Raw genomic sequence first — 19088 nt, forward strand, 5'->3', positions numbered from 1 at the left:
TCAGTTTTGCAGGGACTGGGCGAGCGCGACCAGGGTGCGGACCGCCATTCCGGTGCCGCCCGAGGGGACGTAGTCGTAGGGGCCCTCGTCGTTGAACGCCGGCCCGGCGATGTCCAGATGTGCCCACGGAGTGCCGTCCGGGACGAAGTGGTGCAGGAAGGCCGCCGCGGTGAGGGCGCCGCCGTAGCGGTTGCCGCCCGAGCGCAGGTCGGCCACCTTCGAGTCCAGCTTCTTGCGGGTGCCGTCGGGGATCGGCAGCTGCCAGAACGCCTCGCCGGCCGACTCGGCGGCGTCCAGGACGTGGTCGGCGGCCTGGTCGTCACTGGCCATCAGACCGGCGACGCGCTCGCCGAGGGCCACCATGCAGGCGCCGGTCAGGGTGGCGACATCCAGGATCAGGTCGGGGGAGTCCTCCCCGGCACGGGCCAGGGCGTCGGCCATCACCAGCCGGCCCTCGGCGTCGGAGTTCACGTTCTCGACGGTCGTGCCGCCGTACATGGTGAGGACGTCGGAGGGCCGGTAGGCGGTGCCCGAGGGCATGTTCTCGGCCATCGCGGCGTACGCGGTGACCCGCACCTTCAGGCCCAGCTGGGCGATGGCGCGGGTGGCGGCCAGCACCGCGGCGGCACCGGCCATGTCGCACTTCATCGTGTACATGCCGTCGGAGGTCTTCAGGTTGAGGCCGCCGGTGTCGAAGGTGATGCCCTTGCCGACCAGCGCCAGGTGCGACTTCCCCCCGCGCGGCGCATAGCTGAACCGGACCAGCCGCGGACCGCGCGACGAGCCGCCGCCGACGGCCGTGATGCCGCCGTAGCCGCCGCGCTCCAAGGCCTTGTCGTCCAGGATTTCGACGTCGATCTTGGTGCCCTTGACGGCCGTCTTGGCGGCATCGGCGAAGGTCTCCGGGTAGAGCACGTTGGCCGGCGTGTTCACCCAGTCGCGGGCCAGGCAGACCGCCGCCGCCACCGTCTTGGCGGCCTCCACGGCGCGGCGTGCCTCGGGCTTGGCCGAGCTGCTCACCACCGTGATCGACGCGACGGCCTCTTTCGGCTGCTGGCCGCTGACCTTCACGAAGCGGTAGGCGCCGAGCAGGGCGCCCTCCGCGGCCCCCTTGACCACCTCGGGCTCCACGGCGTCCAGGCAGATCGCCACCCGCAGCGCCCGGTCGCCGGCCAGCCCCGCCGCAGTCCGGACGCCGTTGCCGGCGGCTCGGCGGACCTGCTCGGGGGTGACATCGGTCTCGCCCAGCCCGACCGCGATCAACCGGACGCCGTCCGCACCGGCCAGCGTGGTCGCGCTGCCCGGTGCGGCGTCCGCACCCAGGTCGCGGGCCACCGTCGCCAACCCGCGGCCGTACAGCTTCGCGGCGCGCTGCTCGATCTCGTCGGGCACCCCGACCAGCACCGGAGCGCCGGCGCTCTCGGCCACGCCGAAGATCACCACGTCGACGTCCCTCGGACACGAGGTCGCCAGGGTCAGGGCCGGAAGGTTGAAAGCGGTCACTGGTCGTCCTATCCATGACGAAGCGGGGGAATCACCCGTCACCTTAGCCGCACTGATCGGCCTGCGACCGGGGCGTCGGACATGCGATCCTGGGCCGATGATCAGCTTCGCCTTCGCCACCGCAACCCGCATCGAATTCGGCGCCGGACGCTCCGCCCACCTGCCCGCGGCGGTCGCCGAGCTCGGCTCCCGTCCGATCGTCTGCACCGGAGCCACCCCGGAACGTTTCCGCACCCTGCTCACCGGCCTGAGCGACGCCCGCAGCTGGCCGGTGGGCGGCGAACCGTCGGTGGACGACGTCCGCGCCGGTGTGGCGGCTGCCCGCGAACACGGCGCGGACGTGGTGGTCGGGCTGGGCGGGGGCGCGGTGCTGGACGCCGCGAAGCTGATCGCCGCGCTGGTGCCCAACGACGGCGACATCCTCGACTACCTGGAGGTGATCGGACGGGCCCAGCCGCTGCAGGCCAGGCCGCTGCCGTTCGTCGCCGTGCCGACCACTGCGGGCACCGGCTCCGAGGTGACCATGAACGGCGTGGTGACCTCGCCCGAGCACGGCGTGAAGGTGAGCATGCGACACCCGTCGATGCTGGCCGACGTCGCCCTGGTGGACCCCGAGCTCACCCTCGGCTGCCCGCCGGCGGTGACCGCGTCGTCCGGTCTGGACGCACTCACCCAATGCCTCGAGCCGTACATGTCGCCGTTCGCCAACCCGCTCACCGACAGCTTCTGCGTCGAAGGGCTGCGCCGGGCCGGACGCGGTCTGCGCCGTGCCTACAGCCATGGGGACGACCTGGACGCTCGCACCGACATGGCGCTGTGCTCCCTGCTCGGCGGCCTTGCCCTGGCCAACGCGAAGCTCGGTGCCGTGCACGGACTGGCCGGGGTGATCGGCGGACTCACCGGCGCACCCCATGGCCTCACCTGCGCCACGCTGCTGGTCGAGTGCTGCCGCGGCACGGTCGCCGCCCTGCGCGAGCGGGCTCCCGAACACCCCTCGCTCGGCCGCTACGCCGCGGCGGGCGAACTGCTCTCCGGCACCGCCAGCGTGGACGCCCTGCTGGACTGGCTGGCCGAGACCGTCGCGATGCTGGACGTCCCCACCGTCGGCCAACTGGGCATCACGCCCGAGCAGTACCCTCGGATCTGTCGGCAGGCGGCCGCGTCGTCCTCGATGAAGGGCAACCCGATCGTGTTGTCGGCGGACGAGCTGGAAGAGATCCTGCGCCGCTCCGCCTGAGCGCTGTTGGTCGAGCCTGTCGAGACCCAGCCGAGGTTTTCGACAAGCTCAACCCGCAAGCGTCGACAAGCTCAACCACCGTTGGTCGAGCTTGTCGAGACCAGGTGATCGGGGTTCCGTAAGCTCGCACCCGTGCACGACGACCAGCCGAGGGTTCGCCTGCTCGGCCCGGTGCAGATCGCGGGCCGGGACGGACGCCTCGTCGACCCGCCCGGCACCCGGATCCGGGCCCTGGTCGCCGCGCTCGGGCTCGAGCCGGGACGGCCGCACAGCGTCGAGGCACTCACCGACCAGCTGTGGGCGGACGAGCCGCCGCGGGCCCCGCGGGCCGCCGTCCAGACCCTGGTCTCCCGGCTGCGCACGGCGCTGCCGGACGGACTGATCGCTTTCGGCGCGGCCGGCTACAGCCTGACGCTGGACGCCGCACAGACCGACCTCGGACAGGCCCGGCTCGCCCTGGTCGAGGCTGGGAAGCAGACCGATCCGGCGACTGCGGTCGCCGCCCTGGACCGGGCGCTGGGGCTGTGGCGCGGCGAGCCGGGCGCCGACCTGGGGGACGCGCCGGTCCAAGAACAGCTGCGGGCACGGGCGGAGGCGCTGCGGCTTGACCTGATCGCCGAACGGGCCCGCCGCGGCGCGGAGGCCGGGGACATCGTCCGGGCCGCCGCCGACCTGGCGGAACTGGTCGAGGCCCGGCCGTTCGACGAGAGCGTGCTGGCGTCCTATCTGGAGAATCTGGCCGCCCAGGGCAGGATCCCGGAGGCACTGGCCGCGTTCGCCGCCCACCGCGAGCGGCTGGCGGACGACCTGGGCAGTTCGCCCGGCGCCGCACTGGTCGAGCTGAACACCCGGCTGCTGCGGACCGCCGAACCCGATCCGCAGCCGCGGCGGCGGGTCGGCGTCCGGGCCGCGCCGAACGAGCTGATCGGACGCGACGACGACCTGGACCGGGTCGAGGCGCTGCTCCGGACGGCGCGGCTGGTCACCGTGCTCGGCGCCGGCGGCCTCGGCAAGACCCGGCTGGCGCAGGCCCTGGCCACCCGCTCGGCCCGGCCGGTGGTGATCGTGGTGGAACTGGCCGGCGTCCGCAGCGATGAGGACGTCACGCTCGCGCTGGCGTCCACCCTGGGTATCAGGGAGAGCACCACCGGCCAGCGGCTCGGCGATGTTCTGCCCCGCCCGGACGTCCGGGGCAGGATCGTCGGCCAACTCGCCGAGCGCCCCACCCTGCTGGTGATGGACAACTGCGAACACCTGGTCGACGGCGCCGCGGCGTGGATCGCCGAACTGCTGGCCGCCGCGCCCGAGTTGCGGGTGCTGGCCACCAGCCGCAGCCCGCTCGCGATCGGTGCCGAGGTGGTGTACCCGCTGCAGCCGCTCGCGGCCAGCGCCGACGGCCCCGCGGTGCGGCTGTTCCTGGAACGGGCCCGCGCCGTTAGGCCCGCGGCGAATCTGCCGGTCGCGGCCGTGCAGCGGCTCTGCGCCCACCTGGACGGACTGCCGTTGGCGATCGAGCTGGCCGCGGCCCGCGTCCGGTCGATGACCGTCGAACAGATCGAGAGCCGGCTGCAGAACCGGTTCGCGCTGCTCGCCGGCGGCGACCGCAGCGCGCCCGAACGGCATCGCACCCTGCAGGCGGTGATCGAGTGGAGCTGGCGGCTGCTCAGCGTGGACGAGCAGAACGCGCTGCGCCTGCTCAGCGTCTTCCCGGACGGCTTCTCGGCAGAGGCCGCCGCGGCGGTGACCGGAGGCGACTGGGCCGACGACCTGCTGGACGGACTGATCGGCCAGTCGCTGCTGACCGTCGCCGAAGAGCCGCTGACCGCCGCCCTGCGCTACCGGATGCTCGAGACGGTTCGCGAGTTCGGCCAGGCGGAACTTGCCGCCGCCGGCCAGCAGGACGCGGCCCTTGAGGCCCTGTTCGGCTGGGCGCACGACTTCGCTGCCGTCAACCTCACCCGGCTGCCCGATCTGGCCGTGGTCCGGGCCATCACCGTCGAGCAGGACAACCTGGTCACCGTGCTGCGGCAGGCGATCGCCGGCCACCGGCCCGCCCTGGTGGTGACGCTGTTCGCCCTGCTCAGCTACTACTGGACGATCCGCGGCGGGCACAGCGAGGTGTACGCGTTCGCCGGTGACGTGCTGGACGCCGTCCGGCACTACGAGCCCGACGAGCCGCATGTGGACGCGACGGTGCTCAGCTATGCGCTGCTCACCGCGACGGCCCTGGCCGAACAGGACGGGGTCTGGTCGCGGGCCTATGCGCGGCTGCGCCGGCTGGTCCACCGGCACACCGTGACCGCCCCCGATCTGGCGGCGATCGCCGAGTTCCTGGTGACGGCGCCGGATCGGGAGCGGGCCGCGGAGGTGGTGACCCGGATGCGCGCGTCCGACGACGTGAGCACCGCGCTGCTCGGTGAGCTGTTCACCTCGCAGGAGGCGGAGAACGCCGGACGCCCGGACGAGGCGTCCGCAGCCGCTCGCCGAGCCTGGCAGCTGGCCAGCCGGGCCGGCGACCTGTGGCGCGGCCCGATGGCCGCGATGCTGCTGGCCGGCCTGGCCACCCAGCGCGCCGACCCGGCCGAGGCGCTGTACTGGGCCGATCAGGCCGAGGGCGGGTTGCGTGAGCTGCAGGCCGACGACGATCTGCGTCAGCTGGACTGGAGCCGGGCCGGCGCGCTGATCGGTCTCGGTCGCGCGGACGAGGCGCGGGTGCTGCTGGAGCGGCTGCTGTCGTCCGGTCCGCCGGACGCCACCCGTGCCGAATATGCGGCGATGGCGGAATGCGGGCTCGCCGAACTGGCCCGGCTGGAGGGCGACCCGCGGCGGGGCATCGAGCACTACCGGCGGGCGCTGGAGTACTACCGCGACCCGGCCCAGCGCGGTTCGCCGTGGCATGGCATGGTGCTTGCCGCGCTGCTGTCGGCGGGTATCGCCGACGGTTCGCTGGACGCCTCGGAGCGGGCCGAGTGCGCCCGGCGACTAAGGTTCCGGGCGCTGGTGATGAACCGCGTCCGGCTCGCCGGAATCGTCGACCGGCCGATCCTGGGCGCCCAGGCGCTGGGTCTCTCGGCCTGGCTGCTCACCTGCCCGGAGTTCCGGGGGCGCGGCCTGGAACTGCTGGCGCTGGCCGAGGTGCTGCACAGCCGGCAGGATCTGCCGTCGCTGCGGTGGGCGCCGCACCGTGCCGCGGCCGAGGCGATCGTGGGTCCGGACGCCGTCGCAGAGGCCCGGCGGGCGGCGTCCGAACTGTCGCTGGAGGACGCCGCCGACCGGGCCCACGAACTCATCGCGCAGCGGCTCTGACTATGCCTTCCGCATGTAGGCCCGGACGGTCAGCGGGGCGAAGATCGCCACGATCACGGCCGCGCCGAACAGCGACAGCAGCACGTCGCCGCCCATCGCGCCGTTGTTGGCCAGCTCGCGCACCGCGCTGACCAGGTGCGAGATCGGGTTGGCGTTGGCGAACCACTTCAGCCAGTCCGGCAGGGTGTCCACCGGCACGTAGGCGTTCGACAGGAAGGTCAGCGGGAACAGGATCAGCATCGAGATGCCCTGCACGCTGGACGCCGTCCGGGCGATCACGCCGAAGAAGGCGAAGATCCAGCTGATCGCCCACGAGCAGGCGATCACCAGCAGCCCGGCCAACGCCACGTTCGCCACGCCGCCGGCGGGGTGGTAGCCCATCACGTACCCCATCACGAAGGTGAGGGTGGTGGCGATGGCGTAGCGGACGGTGTCGGCCAGCAGGGCGCCGGACAGCGGGGCGATCCGGGCGATCGGCAGGGAGCGGAAGCGGTCGAAGACGCCCTTGTCCATGTCCTCGCGCAGCTGGGTGCCGGTGACCACCGAGGTGGTGATCACGGTCTGCACCAAGATGCCGGGGATCAGCGCGGGCAGATAGTCCTGCACGTTGCCGGCGATCGCGCCGCCGAACAGGTAGGCGAACATCAGCGTGAACAGGATCGGTTGCAGGGTCACGTCGAGCAGCTGCTCGGGGGTGCGGCGCATCTTGATCAGTCCGCGAGCGGCCATGGTCAGCGAGTTCTCGATGGTCTGACCGATGCTGACCCGGTTCTTCAGCACCCGGTCGACGCCGGGCGTGATGGTGGTGTCGAGTGTTGCCGTGGTCATGCGGAGGCTCCTTCCAGGACGGGCTCGCCGGCTTCGTCGGCGTCCTCGGTGTCGGTGCCGTGCCCGGTGAGGGCCAGGAACACCTCGTCGAGGGTGGGTTTCTGCACGCTGAGTTCGGCGAGATGGATGCCGCCGGCGCGCAGCGTGATCAGCAGGTCGGTGACCCGGTCGGCGTCGTGCATCGGCGCGGTGACCCGTCCGGCCTCGGCCGAGACCGTCGGGGTGACGCCGAGCACCCGCTCGATGGCCACCCGCAGGTCGTCCAGATCGCGCGGATCGGCCAGCCGCAACTGCAGACTGGAGGTGCCGACGGACGCCTTCAGCTCGTCGCCGGTGCCCTCGGCCACCACGGTGCCGCGATCGATCACCGCGATCCGGTCGGCCAGTTGGTCGGCCTCGTCCAGGTACTGGGTGGTCAGCAGCACGGTCGAACCGGTCGCCACCAGGCACCGGATGGTGTCCCACATCTGGGCCCGGGTGCGCGGGTCGAGGCCGGTGGTGGGTTCGTCCAGGAAAATCAAGGGCGGTTGCGCGATCAGGCTGGCGGCCAGGTCGAGCCGGCGACGCATGCCGCCGGAGAAGTTCTTCAGCGGACGCCGGGCGGCTTCGGTGAGGCCGAATTCCTCCAGCAGCGCGGCGGACTTGGCCTTCGCCTCGGCCCGGCTGAGGCCGAGCAGGCGGCTGAACAGCACCAGGTTCTCGGTGGCCGACAGGGTCTCGTCGACCGACGCGTACTGCCCGGTGACGCCGATCAGTTGGCGGACGATCTGCGGTTCGCGCTGCACGTCGTGGCCGAAGATCCGGCCGGTGCCGGCGTCCGGGCGCAACAGGGTGGCGAGCATCGCGATGGTGGTGGTCTTGCCGGCTCCGTTGGGCCCGAGCACGCCGTAGATGGTGCCGGTCGGCACGCGCAGGTCGACGCCGTCCACGGCCCGGTTGGTGCCGAACACCTTGACCAGACCGTCCGCCTCGACCGCCCAGTCGGACCGGGTGTGGCTGACGTTCATAGCGGTTCCTTTCTCGCTTGTGGCTTGATGACCGGTCCAGTCTGGGTGGGGCCGCTCACACCGTGCGCACACCGCACTGTCAGCCGCTGACAGCACGGTCAGACCGGGGTGAACACCAACGCCACGTTCTGCCCGCCGAAGGCGAACGAATTGGACAGCACAGCGCCGTGGAGAGAACGCGCCGTCGTGGCGATCTCGAGGTCGATCTCCGGATCGGGCCGGGTCAGATTGATCGTGGGCGGGATCCGGCTGTCGGCCACCGAGAGTGCGGCGATCACCGCCTCGACGGCACCTGCCGCCCCGACCAGGTGGCCGAGGCTGGCCTTCGGTGCGCTGAGCACCGGGTGGTCGCCGATCGCGGCGCGGATGGAGCGCGCCTCGATGACGTCGCCGATCTCGGTCGAGGTGGCGTGACAGTTCACGTGGCCGATGTCGGCGGTACTCAGACCCGCGCGCCGGACGGCGGTCGCCATCGCCCGCGCCTGTTCGGCACCGGAGGGATCCGGCGCGGTGATGTGATACGCGTCGGAGGTCACCGCGTAGCCGGCCAGCCGCGCATATCCGCGCCGGCCGCGGGCCCGTGCGGATTCGGTTCGTTCCAACACGGCTACGGCAGCGCCCTCGCCGAGCACGAAGCCCGCCCGGTCGCGGTCGAACGGCCGGGACGCCTGGTCCGGTGAGCGGTAGCGGGTGCAGAGCGCACCCGAGTTGGCGAAGGCGGCGACGGTCAGTGGCGTCAGCGCCGCGTCGGCACCGCCGACGATCACGACATCGGCCTCGTCGAGGGCGAGCAGGCGGGCGCCGGCTACGAACGCCTCCGCGCCTGAGGAGCAGGCGGAGACCGGGGTGTAGGCGCCGGCCCGGGCCTGGTAGGCGATGCTGACCTGGGCTGCGCCGGCGTTGGCCATCAGCATCGGCACGGTGCGGGGCGATACCCGGCGGGCCCCGGCCCGGTCCAATACCGATTGCTGGTGCACGATCGTGCTGATCCCGCCCACCCCGGTGGCCAGCACGACGGCCAATCTGGTCGGATCCACCTCGGGCTTCCCGGCGTCTTCCCACGCCTGCGCCGAGGCGACCAGTGCGGCCTGCTGCACCCGGTCGAGTCGGCGCGCGGTGATGCGGTCGAGAGAGTCGGCCGGGTCGACGGCCATCGGTGCGCCGATGGTCACCGGGAGCGTGGACGGCTCGCCGAGCACATCCGCGATGTCCCGCACCCCCGACTCGCCGGCACAGAGCCGCCGCCACGACTCCTCGGCCGAGCCGCCGAGCGGCGTCACCGCCCCCATACCCGTGATCGTGATGTCCATGGCCACCTTTCTTGTACGCCATACAACAATTGTATGAAGTACAATAAACAACCATGGAGACGCAGCCAAACCGGCCCGCCCCCCGGCGTCAGGCCCGTGGACAGGCGGTACGGCGCGAGATCCTGCGCGTCGCCGCACGGCTGGGGGTGGCCGCGGGTGAGGTCAGCGTGGCGAAGATCGCCGAGGCTGCCGGGGTGTATCCGAATCAGGTCACCTATTACTTCGGATCGAAGGACGCGCTGATCGTGGAATCGGCGTTCCTCGCGGTGCTGGCGGACGCGCGCCGTCTGGAGCGCCTCGGCAACGCCGCCACGACGCCCGAGGCCTTCCGGGCCAATCTCGCCCGTGCCGGGCTGGCCATGCCGTCCACTCCGCAACTGGTCCAGGCGCTGGTCCTCGCCGGGCGCAAGCCCGAACTGCAGGCGCTCGTCGGCACCGGAATGACGCTGATCTTCCGGCAGTCGGAGCGCTATCTGGAGCGGGTACTGCGGCGCAGGGGCTGGGTGCTCGGTGAGGCGGTGGCCACCGAGGTCCGCCGGTTCTGGGCGGTGGTGCTGGGCAGCGGGTTGATCACCAACGCCGGCTTTTCCGGGACCCCCGGCGACATCGACCTGCCCGGAATCCTGTCGGCCCGCTCACCCGGCGTCCAGGAAGCGGCACGCCCTGCCACCGGCCGGTTAGGCTGACGCCGAGATTCCCCGGGAATGGAGAACCGATGCCGGAGTTGAAGAAGTCCCCGCTGCATGAGCGTCACCAGGCGCTCGGCGCCAAATTCGCCGAGTTCGGCGGTTGGTCGATGCCGCTGCAGTACGCCGGGATCGTCTCTGAGCACAAGGCGGTCCGCGAGGCGGTCGGCATCTTCGACGTCAGCCACCTCGGCAAGGTCCGGATCGCCGGGCCGGGCGCCGTCGACTTCCTGGACGCCTGCATCACCAACGACGTGCACAAGATCGGTGTCGGCCAGGCCCAGTACACACTGCTCTGCAACGACGCCGGCGGTGTCGTCGACGACCTGATCTGGTACTGGCTGGCCGACGACGAGATCTTCCTGATCCCCAACGCCGCCAATACCGCCGCGGTGGTCGCGCTGCTCGCAGCCGCCGCGCGCGACGGCATCACCGTCGTCAACGAGCACGACGATCACGCCGTCCTCGCCGTGCAGGGGCCGTCCTCGGACGAGACCCTGGCCGCGCTCGGGCTGCCGGTCGGCCACGACTATATGCGGTTCGCTCCCGGCACTCTGGACGGCGTCGAGCTGACCGTGTGCCGCACCGGCTATACCGGCGAGCGCGGCTACGAGCTGGTGGTTCCGGCCGCCGATGCGGGAAAGGTCTGGGACGCGGTGCTCGCCGCCGGCGAGCAGTACGGGATCGCGCCGGCTGGCCTGGGTGCCCGGGACACACTGCGCACCGAGATGGGCTACCCGCTGCACGGCCAGGACCTGCGCCCTGACCTGTCGGCGGCTCAATGCGGCGTCGGCTGGGCGATCGGCTGGAAGAAGGACGCCTTCTGGGGCGCGGACGCGCTGCGTGCCGAGAAGGACGCCGGGCCGGAGCGCCGGCTGACCGGACTGGTCGCACCGGGCCGGGGCATTCCGCGTCCGCACATGGAGGTGGTCTACGACGGCGAGGTGGTCGGCGAGATCACCTCGGGCACCTTCTCGCCGACCCTGAGCAAGGGCATCGCGCTGGCGCTGCTGCCGCCGGCGCTGGTGCCTGGCACTGCGGTGAGCGTCCGCGTCCGTAATCGTGAGGAGCCGTTCGAGGTGGTCAAGCCGCCGTTCGTCACCCCTGGGGTGCGGGCATGAACGGACGCGGCTGGCGCCAGTGGGCGCACCTGGCTCTGGCTGCGGCCGGTCTGGTGGCCGTGCTGTGGGCAGTGGCGTTCAGCGCCAATCCGACGATCTGGTGCCGTGACCAGGTGATGCGTCCGGGTGAGGTGTGTCACAACGCCGAGGGCACCAAGATCCAGACCTACGAAGAGCGAGTCAGCGCCGCCCAATGGGCGCGTCCGGTGGTCGGCGTGGTCGGTGCCGGCGTGACGGCCTTCGCCTTCGTCCTTTGGCGTGGTGGACGCCGCAGCAACGTAGCCGCCTGAAGAGCCTCTACTCGGCTTCGAGGCTCATCGGGCCGTAGACCAGCCGGTCCTCTTCGTACAGCGACACGGCGCGGACACCGGCGTCGGCGAGGTCGGTGAAGTTGAGGCCGAGCCATGCCTCGGCCTCGCTCTGCGAGCCGAACGCCTCACCCACGCTCAGCGTGACATGTTCGTCGGCGTCCCGTGCCGGCTCTGGACGCCAGAACCATGACATCAGACCGGGTCCCCGCGGTTGATCGCCGGACGCGGGACGCGCAGCCGGCGCAGCGCCAGCGAACGGTTGAAGCCGTAATAGAGCAGGCCCTTCAGCGGCTCCCGCGGGATGCGCTGGGCGGCGAGCTTCTTGAACCCGCGCCACATCCGGATGATGTCGATGACGATCAGCAGCATGAACGCCCAGGTGACGTAGGTGGACGGCTCAACCAGCGCGGGGAAGACCGGGCTGAGTGAGATCACCACGACCAGCATCGTCATCAGCACCGGCATCGACCACTCGGCGAAGCTGAAGCGCGAGTCGATCCAGTTGCGCATCAGCACCTTGCCGGGCGCGTTGTCGATCGCCTCCATCTGCTTGCGGCGCTCGACGGCGGCCAACTGGCGCGACCGCTTCCGTGCCTCCTTGGGGGAGAGCTGCGGGTTCAGCCGCTGCCGACGGGCCGCTTCGGCGTCCCGGCGCTTCGGGGTGGGTACGGACTTCGCCCGCGGCGCGGCGCCGGTGGCTTCGGGTTCGGCTGCCGGCTGCGGGGCGGCTGCCTTGTCCTTGTTGGCGGAGAACAATCCCACGTCGAACCTTCAATGTCGGTGGATGAGCTGAGCCCTTATCTTAGAGGTTTCATCCGGCAAACTTTCACTGCCGTCACCGACCCGGACGCGGCCCTCGCCTCGAGCGGTCGCCGGCAAGGTTCGGGGGCCGGATAGGCTGGTGTCCGATCGCGCACGTCAACGGAAGGCGACCCCATGCCCGGGCTTTTCCAACGGATGAAGGCCATCTTCTCGGCCAAGGCCGACAAGGCCCTCGACAAGCTTGAGGATCCGCGCGAGACGCTGGACTACTCCTACACAAGGCAGCTCGAGCTGTTGCAGCAGGTGCGTCGCGGAGTGGCCGAGGTGGCGACCAGCCGCAAGCGGATCGAATTGCAGGCCGGCCAGCTCAATCAGCAGATGGAGAAGCTCTCGGTCGCCGCCCGGCGGGCGCTCGAAGCCGGGCGCGAAGACCTGGCTCGCGAGGCGCTGACCCGCAAATCTGGGTTACAGCAACAGCTCACCGAGTTGCAGACGCAGCACGCGGCGCTGCAGTCGGAAGAAGAGCGGCTGGTCCGCTCCAGCCAACAGTTGCAGGCACGGGTGGACGCCTTCCGCACCCGCAAAGAGACGATCAAGGCCACCTACACCGCAGCCGAGGCGCAGACCAAGATCAGTGAGGCGTTCAGCGGGCTCGGCAAGGAGCTTGGCGACGTCGGCCAGGCCATTCAACGCGCCGAGGACAAGACCGCCCAGCTGCAGGCGCGGGCCGCCGCGGTGGATGAGTTGTTGGCCAGCGGCGCTCTCGACGACCCGACCGGGCTGGCCCAGGACGACATCACCCGAGAACTGGACGCCCTGGCGTCCGGCGCGCAGGTGGACAATGAACTCGCCGCGCTCAAGGCGTCCATGGTCGGCGGCCAGCCGGGCCAGCTGGGCGGTGCGTCGGCCGAAGTGCAGGGGGAGTTGCCGGCCGGCACCTTCGAACAGCCGCCGGCACCGGGCAGCACCGCCGAGTCGAGCACGTCCGAGAACCTGCGGTGACCGTCGGCGCCGATGGCTGAGCGCCGGCCACGGGTGCTGCTGGCCAGCGCCGGCGTGGCGGAGTTGACGCCTAGGGCCGCCGCGGTCGCCCTGGCCAGGGGTTTCAGGGACGCCGCCGAGGTCGCGGTGATCGGCCTGGCCGAGGGCGGACGTGCACTGGGTCAGGCGCTCGCGGAACCCGACGGCGAGTGGGAGACGCTGCGCACCGGCTGGCTGGCTCGGCGTCCCGGCCTATTGGCCGTCGGCGCCGACGCGTCCGGGGGGGAGGACCGCGCCCCGGACGATCCGCTGACCGGCAGCAGCGCCGCGCTGGGACGGCTGGTCGCCTACGCCCTTCAGACTGACCAAGCGCTGCACGCGGAGCGGACGCCGACGGTGGCCATCGACCTGACCGAGCTCGACGTCCACGACGCCGGGGCGGGCCTGCTGGGCGCGTTGGGGGCATGTGCCGACGTGGCACTGGACGCCGGAACGGCGCCGTTCGCGGCGATCGGCCGACTCGAGCTGGACGCCGTCCGGGCCCGGTTCGCCGGCTGCGACCTGGTCGGCCTGGTGCCGCCGGGCGAACTGGAGGATCAGCTGCTCGGCCTGCGCGGCATCACCTCCCGGCGCGGCCGAGCCTTGGGGACGCCGGCCGAGCGCATGCTCGCCGTGGACGCCGCCCTGGAGCGGTTCGCCGGACTCGCTTCACCCGACCACGCGCGGGCCCCCGGGGCGGGCGCGGCCGGCGGCCTCGGCTTCGCCGTCCTCGCCCTCGGCGGACGGCTGGCCACCGGCGCCGCGTTCTGCGCCGACCGGGCCGGCCTGGATCGCGGCCTGGCCGCGGCCGATCTCGTGGTGACCGCCTGCGATTCGTTCGACTTCGGCAGCCGTGGCGGCGGGGTGGTGACCGAGCTCGCCCGGCGCTGCGAAGCCGCCGAGACGCCGTTGGTGGTGGTGTCGCCGCTGGTGGGCATGTCTGGCCGCGAGATGCGGGTGATGGGCGTCGAGTCGGGGCATCCACTGGAGCCCGGAGCCGACACCACCGCGGCGTTGACCGCGACCGGACGCCGGCTCGCGTCCGGCTGGGCGTCCCGCTGGTGACCTCCGCCGTTGGGGGCTCGCACCAGCCGCCGACGCGAACGATTACACTGATCCCGGAATACCCGCTCGCCGGATGCGTTGCTCCTGGCGAGTATCCCCGAGAAACCGGAGTCAACCATGTCCCTGGACCAGCAGCTCGACGTCGACGGCATCATCCTCACCGAAGCAGCGGCGATCAAGGTGAAGGATCTGGTCTCGCAGCAGCCCGACGAGAACCTCTTCCTGCGCATCTCGGTCGCGCCCGGCGGCTGCTCCGGCCTGCGCTACCAGCTCTCCCTCGACGAGCGCGAACTGGACGGCGACGTGACCAAGGAATGGTTCGGCGTCCCAGTGGTCACCGACCGGATGTCCGCCCCCTACCTGATCGGTGCCACCATCGACTTCGTCGACACCATCGAGGCGCAGGGCTTCACCATCGACAACCCGAACGCGCAGGGCTCCTGCGCCTGTGGCGACAGCTTCCACTGAGCCGTTCGCCCCGCTGCGGGCGGGACTACGGGTAACAATCCCAAAATTGACACATTCGGGGCGCCCCAGGGGGGGCGTCCCGATGTGCTTTTGGGTTAGGGTGAGCCCGAGGAATCTGACGACTCGGATGCCCGCCGGAGACGACCCTGTCTCTGGGGCCGCATCTGTCGTGGGAAGGCGGAACGTCCGTGGTGAAGAACCGCACACGCGCCGGTCGCGTGATGACGCTAGGGGCCGGTGGCCTGCTGGCGCTGGCGCTGACCGGGTGCAGCCAGGGCACGATGGAACAGTGGGGACGCTGGGGCATGCCCGTGGCGGCCAGCGAGCAGGCGCCCTGGATCGGCAATCTGTGGAACGGCTCGTGGATCGCCTCGATGGTGATCGGCGTGTTCGTTTGGGGCCTGATGTTCTGGGCGATGTTCCGCTACCGCCGCAAGAGCAACACCGAGGTGCCGAAGCAGAACCGGTACAACCTGCCGATGGAGATCCTGTACACGCTGGTGCCGTTCCTGATCATCGGCGTGTTGTTCTTCTTCACCGTGCAGAGCCAAGACCACGTGCTGGCCAAGGTGAACGACCGTCCGGTGCACACCGTCAACGTGATCGGGCAGAAGTGGTCGTGGTCCTTCAACTACATGGAGGACAAGAACCCGGCGGTCAACGCCGTCGTCCATGACACGGGCACCGTCGAGCGGCTGCCTGACCTGTACCTGCCGGTCAACGAGCCGGTCCGGTTCAACCTGACCTCCGCCGACGTCATCCACTCGTTCTGGGTTCCGGAGTTCTACTTCAAGCTCGACGTGATCCCCGGCCACCCGAACTCCTTCGACGTCACCCCGAACCGGGAAGGCACCTTCCTGGGCAAGTGCGCCGAGCTATGTGGCACCTACCACTCCGCGATGCTGTTCAACGTCCACGTGGTGAGCGTGGATGCGTACAACGCGCACCTGAAGGAGTTGCAAGCCAAGGGCCAGACCGGGGAGCTGAAGCCACCCGCATGGGTCAACACCGTTCCGTCGGCACCGGCAAACGAGGAGCATGAGGGATGAGCGTCGCACGAGTGACTCTCGGCTCGGCCGAGCGCCGGGCCGTCCGCCGCGCCAACTGGGGCGTCAAGGCGATGAGGTGGATGACCTCCACCGACCACAAGGTCATCGCCAACATGTACTTCGTCACCGCTTTCGCCTTCTTCGGTTTCGGTGGCCTGCTGGCGCTCGCCATCCGGGCCGAGTTGGCCTTCCCCGGTCTGCAGTACCTGCACTACGAGACTTTCAACCAGTTCTTCACCATGCACGGCACGATCATGCTGCTGATGTTCGCGACGCCCATGTTCGCGGCCTTCGCGAACGCGGTGATGCCGCTGCAGATCGGTGCCCCCGATGTCGCGTTCCCGCGGATGAACATGTTCAGCTACTGGCTGTACCTGTTCGGCTCGGTGACGGCCTGCTCCGGCTTCCTGTCGCCCGAGGGCGCGGCCGCCTTCGGCTGGTTCGCCTACGCGCCGCTCTCGGACGCGATCAACTCGCCCGGCGTCGGCGGCGACCTGTGGGTGATGGGCCTGTACGTTATGGGCCTGTCGACGATCCTGGGCGCGGTGAACTTCGTCACCACGATCGTGACCATGCGGGCCCCCGGCCTGACCATGTTCCGGATGCCGATCTTCACCTGGAACATCTTCGTCACCTCACTGCTGGTGCTGCTGGTCTTCCCGGTGCTGGCCGCCGGCCTGCTGGTGCTCGAAGCCGATCGCCGGCTGGGCACCCACATCCTCGACCCCGGCGTCGGCGGCGCGGTGCTCTGGCAGCACCTGTTCTGGTTCTTCGGCCACCCCGAGGTCTACATCATCGCGCTGCCGTTCTTCGGCATCATCACCGAGATCCTGCCGGTGTTCAGCCGCAAGCCGATCTTCGGTTACGTGGGTCTGGTCGCCGCGACGCTGATGATCGGCGGCCTGAGCATGGCGGTGTGGGCGCACCACATGTTCGTCACGGGTGCGGTGAACCTGCCGTTCTTCTCTTTCATGACGTTCATGATCGCGGTGCCCACAGGGGTGAAGTTCTTCAACTGGATCGGCACTCTATGGGGCGGCTCGATCAGTTTCGAGACCCCCATGGTGTGGGCGCTGGGCTTCCTCACCACCTTCCTGTTCGGTGGCCTGACCGGCGTCATCCTGGCCAGCCCGCCGCTGGACTTCCACGTCTCCGACAGCTACTTCGTGGTCGCGCACTTCCACTACGTGCTGTTCGGCACCGTGGTGTTCGCGATGTTCGCCGGCTTCTACTACTGGTGGCCCAAGCTCACCGGACGCATGCTGAACGAGCGCTGGGGCAAGGTGCACTTCTGGACGCTGTTCTTCGGCTTCCACCTCACCTTCTTGGTGCAGCACTGGCTGGGCATCGAGGGCATGCAGCGACGGATCGCCGACTACCTGCCGCAAGAGGGCTTCCAGTTCCTCAACCAGGTCTCCACGGTGGGCGCCTTCCTGCTCGGCATCTCGATGCTGCCGTTCTTCTGGAATCTCTGGATCAGCCGCAACGCACCGCTGGTCCAGACCGACGATCCGTGGGGCTGGGGCCGTTCGCTGGAGTGGGCGACGTCCTGCCCACCGCCGCGGCACAACTTCAGCTCGCTGCCACGGATTCGTTCCGAGTCGCCGGCTTTCGACGCCCATCATCCCGACATCCACAGCGTCGACCGGGCCGAGGAATTGGACGTCCTGATCACCGGCAGCACGCCGAGCGGCTCTGGCAGGCCGTCCTCTATCCAGAATCCCAAGGGGGAGTGACACCATGAAGGTCGAAGGCTGGATGTTCGCCGCGATCGCGAGCTTCCTCGCGGTCGTGTCGCCGATCTACTGGCTGATGTCCCACGAGATCATCGGCACCGTAGCGCTGATCATGTCGGTGCTGCTGTTCGCCATGATCGCGTTCTATATGTTCAACCTGGCCCGCAAGATGGACCTCCGCCTCGAAGACCGCAAGGACGCGGAGATCGCCGAGGGTACGGGCGCGATGGGATTCTTCCCGCCGAAGAGCATCTGGCCGTTCTGGGTGGCACTCACCGTGCAGCTGCTGGCCCTCGGCCCGGTCTTCGGCTGGTGGATCAGCATCCTCGCGGTCTGCCTCGGCATCTGGGCCCTCAGCGGCTGGGTGTTCGAGTACTACCGCGGTGACTACCAGCACTGACGCCACCGCCCGCGTCCGGGTTTGCTCCATCCCGACCCGAAACGCCGGCCCTTTAACCCCCTCCCTAACTACTTCTGCCCTCCCACATGTGGGAGGGCAGAAGTAGTTAGGGAGGGGTTTGTCCGGCTGGGGACGAACACGGGCCGGCGTCCGGTGTTATCCACAGGCCTGGTCTTTGGTGAACGATCGAGGCGCCAGGTGTCCACGGTGAAGACATGACCGTCTTCACCACCAAGTCATGGATGTTCGATCAGGACTGCGACCGCATGGGGATGAACCGGGCGCTGCGCTCGGGAGCGCTGGTCCGTCTCCGGCGCGGCGTCGTCATGCCCGCCGAAGACCTACCTGTCTGGCAGCTTCATCGCCGGAGAATGGATGCCGCGGCGCTCACCATCAACCACGGCACCTACTTCGCGTTCCAGTCGGCGGCACTCCTTCACGGCCTGCCGGTGCGAATCGTGGAGGCACTGCCGGTCCAGGTCGTTCGCACATTGGGCGGTCGGCACACCAGGAACCGACTGCTCCAGGCGACGCCCGCCGTCCTGGACGACGCCGATATCGCGATCGTGGACGGTCTCCCGGCAACCGGCCTGCACCGGACGGTGACCGACCTGGCCCGTCGCCTGCCGTTCCCGGATGCCGTTGCGGTGGTCGACGCCGCTCTACGGCGTGGGCTGGATCGACACGGCCTGGCGACGCCGAGCGGCTATGGGCACGCGCGTGCGGCTCGGGCGGTAGCCTTCGGCGACGGGGCGAGCGAAAGCTTCGGAGAATCGCACAGCCGGGCACGGATGGCGCTGGCGAACATCCCGATCCCGCAGCTGCAGGTCGAGCAGTTCACCGCCGACGGTCGGTTCCTGGGTAGGCCCGACTTCGACTGGGGTGACGGGATCATCGGCGAATACGACGGCGGAAGCAAATACGACGGAACCTACGGTGATGAGCCGCGAACCGTGATCGAGGCCGAGAAGCTGCGCCAGCAGGCGTTCATGGACGAGGGCTACACGGTGATCCGCTGGGGGTGGAAAGAGTTGCAATCGCCTGGTGTGGTGGAAGGGCGCATTCGCCGTGCGCTCGCCGGGCGTCCGTTCCGTAGGGCCCAGCTCTAGCGCGTCCTCGCCGGTAGGTGTTTGGCCCTCAAAGGCCCTCCCTTGTCAATGGCCATTGGGACTTCCCTGTGGGCGGTCACGTGATCTCCTTGTGGGTGGTCACGTGATGTCCTTGTTGGTGGCCAGCTGATCTCCCTGCCGGGGTTAGGTCAGGGGCATCACTCCTTTGC

17 protein-coding genes and 1 pseudogene are annotated in these 19088 nt (G+C 70.0%); 12 read left to right on the top strand and 6 right to left on the bottom strand.

Annotation, left to right across the window (positions count from 1 at the left end; genetic code table 11):
- On the bottom strand, positions 1–1503 hold the full coding sequence (locus QM619_RS05275) for a leucyl aminopeptidase (protein WP_415105033.1): 1503 nt from the start codon (positions 1501–1503) through the stop codon (positions 1–3).
- A gap of 97 nt (positions 1504–1600) precedes the next feature.
- Between QM619_RS05275 and QM619_RS05280 the strand changes: the two genes are divergently transcribed.
- Positions 1601–2740 (top strand): iron-containing alcohol dehydrogenase, encoded by a 1140-nt coding sequence (locus QM619_RS05280; RefSeq protein ID WP_415105035.1) that lies wholly within the window; start codon positions 1601–1603, stop codon positions 2738–2740.
- Positions 2741–2872: 132 nt separating this feature from the next.
- On the top strand, positions 2873–6046 hold the full coding sequence (locus QM619_RS05285; protein ID WP_415105037.1) for a BTAD domain-containing putative transcriptional regulator: 3174 nt from the start codon (positions 2873–2875) through the stop codon (positions 6044–6046).
- On the opposite strand, the gene QM619_RS05290 is transcribed toward QM619_RS05285, so the two are convergent.
- The 3 genes from QM619_RS05290 to QM619_RS05300 all read right to left on the bottom strand — a co-directional run bounded on the left by QM619_RS05290 (position 6047) and on the right by QM619_RS05300 (position 9191).
- Positions 6047–6874, bottom strand: a complete 828-nt coding sequence (locus tag QM619_RS05290) for an ABC transporter permease (protein WP_415105039.1) — start codon at positions 6872–6874, stop codon at positions 6047–6049.
- Positions 6871–7881 carry an ATP-binding cassette domain-containing protein gene (locus tag QM619_RS05295; protein ID WP_415105041.1) on the bottom strand — a complete coding sequence of 337 codons (1011 nt, stop codon included), beginning with the start codon at positions 7879–7881 and terminating at the stop codon, positions 6871–6873. The genes QM619_RS05290 and QM619_RS05295 overlap by 4 nt, the downstream gene beginning before the upstream one ends.
- Positions 7882–7979: 98 nt before the next feature.
- Positions 7980–9191 carry a beta-ketoacyl-[acyl-carrier-protein] synthase family protein gene (locus tag QM619_RS05300; protein ID WP_415105043.1) on the bottom strand — a complete coding sequence of 404 codons (1212 nt, stop codon included), beginning with the start codon at positions 9189–9191 and terminating at the stop codon, positions 7980–7982.
- Positions 9192–9244: 53 nt separating this feature from the next.
- On the opposite strand from QM619_RS05300, the gene QM619_RS05305 reads away from it, so the two are divergent.
- The 3 genes from QM619_RS05305 to QM619_RS05315 are packed head-to-tail and all read left to right on the top strand — an operon-like array spanning position 9245 to position 11288.
- Entirely contained in the window at positions 9245–9877 is a 633-nt protein-coding gene (locus tag QM619_RS05305) for a TetR/AcrR family transcriptional regulator C-terminal domain-containing protein (protein ID WP_415105045.1), read from the top strand.
- Positions 9878–9906: 29 nt separating this feature from the next.
- Positions 9907–10998, top strand: coding sequence for a glycine cleavage system aminomethyltransferase GcvT (gene gcvT, locus QM619_RS05310; RefSeq protein WP_415105047.1), 1092 nt, complete (start codon positions 9907–9909; stop codon positions 10996–10998).
- A complete protein-coding gene (locus QM619_RS05315; protein WP_415105049.1) occupies positions 10995–11288 on the top strand; it encodes a hypothetical protein in 294 nt (97 codons plus the stop codon). Before gcvT ends, QM619_RS05315 begins: the two co-directional genes overlap by 4 nt.
- A gap of 7 nt (positions 11289–11295) precedes the next feature.
- Here the strand turns inward: QM619_RS05315 and QM619_RS05320 are convergent, their stop codons facing one another.
- The gene (locus QM619_RS05320) at positions 11296–11502 is read right to left on the bottom strand and encodes a hypothetical protein (protein WP_415105051.1); all 207 of its coding nucleotides are present in this window, start codon (positions 11500–11502) and stop codon (positions 11296–11298) included.
- On the bottom strand, positions 11502–12071 hold the full coding sequence (locus QM619_RS05325; protein WP_415105053.1) for a DUF3043 domain-containing protein: 570 nt from the start codon (positions 12069–12071) through the stop codon (positions 11502–11504). Before QM619_RS05325 ends, QM619_RS05320 begins: the two co-directional genes overlap by 1 nt.
- 174 nt (positions 12072–12245) lie before the next feature.
- On the opposite strand from QM619_RS05325, the gene QM619_RS05330 reads away from it, so the two are divergent.
- From QM619_RS05330 to QM619_RS05360, 7 genes and pseudogenes are all read left to right on the top strand, one after another.
- The gene (locus tag QM619_RS05330; protein ID WP_415105055.1) at positions 12246–13073 is read left to right on the top strand and encodes a PspA/IM30 family protein; all 828 of its coding nucleotides are present in this window, start codon (positions 12246–12248) and stop codon (positions 13071–13073) included.
- 12 nt (positions 13074–13085) lie between these two features.
- Entirely contained in the window at positions 13086–14156 is a 1071-nt protein-coding gene (locus QM619_RS05335; protein ID WP_415105057.1) for a glycerate kinase, read from the top strand.
- Positions 14157–14273: 117 nt separating this feature from the next.
- Complete coding sequence (locus QM619_RS05340; protein WP_415105059.1) at positions 14274–14624, top strand: HesB/IscA family protein; 351 nt, start codon at positions 14274–14276, stop codon at positions 14622–14624.
- Between the two features lie 281 nt (positions 14625–14905).
- Entirely contained in the window at positions 14906–15673 is a 768-nt protein-coding gene (coxB, locus tag QM619_RS05345; protein ID WP_415105075.1) for a cytochrome c oxidase subunit II, read from the top strand.
- A gap of 80 nt (positions 15674–15753) precedes the next feature.
- A pseudogene (gene ctaD, locus QM619_RS05350) lies at positions 15754–17409 on the top strand (cytochrome c oxidase subunit I); the annotation flags it as partial.
- A 4-nt stretch (positions 17410–17413) separates the two neighbouring features.
- The gene (locus QM619_RS05355) at positions 17414–17809 is read left to right on the top strand and encodes a cytochrome c oxidase subunit 4 (protein ID WP_415105061.1); all 396 of its coding nucleotides are present in this window, start codon (positions 17414–17416) and stop codon (positions 17807–17809) included.
- A 215-nt stretch (positions 17810–18024) separates the two neighbouring features.
- Positions 18025–18918, top strand: a complete 894-nt coding sequence (locus QM619_RS05360) for a hypothetical protein (protein ID WP_415105063.1) — start codon at positions 18025–18027, stop codon at positions 18916–18918.
- The last annotated feature ends 170 nt before the right edge of the window (positions 18919–19088 follow it).

It is taken from the genome of Micropruina sp. (assembly GCF_047606665.1).
GTDB lineage: Bacteria > Actinomycetota > Actinomycetes > Propionibacteriales > Propionibacteriaceae > Micropruina.

Excerpts from the sequence above, each read along its gene's own strand:
- gcvT (WP_415105047.1), top strand. The coding sequence starts at position 9,907 with ATGCCGGAGTTGAAGAAGTCCCCGCTGCATGAGCGTCACCAGGCGCTC.
- QM619_RS05295 (WP_415105041.1), bottom strand. The coding sequence starts at position 7,881 with ATGAACGTCAGCCACACCCGGTCCGACTGGGCGGTCGAGGCGGACGGT.
- coxB (WP_415105075.1), top strand. The coding sequence starts at position 14,906 with ATGGAACAGTGGGGACGCTGGGGCATGCCCGTGGCGGCCAGCGAGCAG.
- QM619_RS05320 (WP_415105051.1), bottom strand. The coding sequence starts at position 11,502 with ATGTCATGGTTCTGGCGTCCAGAGCCGGCACGGGACGCCGACGAACAT.
- QM619_RS05340 (WP_415105059.1), top strand. The coding sequence starts at position 14,274 with ATGTCCCTGGACCAGCAGCTCGACGTCGACGGCATCATCCTCACCGAA.
- QM619_RS05305 (WP_415105045.1), top strand. The coding sequence starts at position 9,245 with ATGGAGACGCAGCCAAACCGGCCCGCCCCCCGGCGTCAGGCCCGTGGA.
- QM619_RS05300 (WP_415105043.1), bottom strand. The coding sequence starts at position 9,191 with ATGGACATCACGATCACGGGTATGGGGGCGGTGACGCCGCTCGGCGGC.
- QM619_RS05280 (WP_415105035.1), top strand. The coding sequence starts at position 1,601 with ATGATCAGCTTCGCCTTCGCCACCGCAACCCGCATCGAATTCGGCGCC.
- QM619_RS05335 (WP_415105057.1), top strand. The coding sequence starts at position 13,086 with ATGGCTGAGCGCCGGCCACGGGTGCTGCTGGCCAGCGCCGGCGTGGCG.
- QM619_RS05315 (WP_415105049.1), top strand. The coding sequence starts at position 10,995 with ATGAACGGACGCGGCTGGCGCCAGTGGGCGCACCTGGCTCTGGCTGCG.
- QM619_RS05360 (WP_415105063.1), top strand. The coding sequence starts at position 18,025 with ATGACCGTCTTCACCACCAAGTCATGGATGTTCGATCAGGACTGCGAC.
- QM619_RS05290 (WP_415105039.1), bottom strand. The coding sequence starts at position 6,874 with ATGACCACGGCAACACTCGACACCACCATCACGCCCGGCGTCGACCGG.
- QM619_RS05355 (WP_415105061.1), top strand. The coding sequence starts at position 17,414 with ATGAAGGTCGAAGGCTGGATGTTCGCCGCGATCGCGAGCTTCCTCGCG.
- QM619_RS05330 (WP_415105055.1), top strand. The coding sequence starts at position 12,246 with ATGCCCGGGCTTTTCCAACGGATGAAGGCCATCTTCTCGGCCAAGGCC.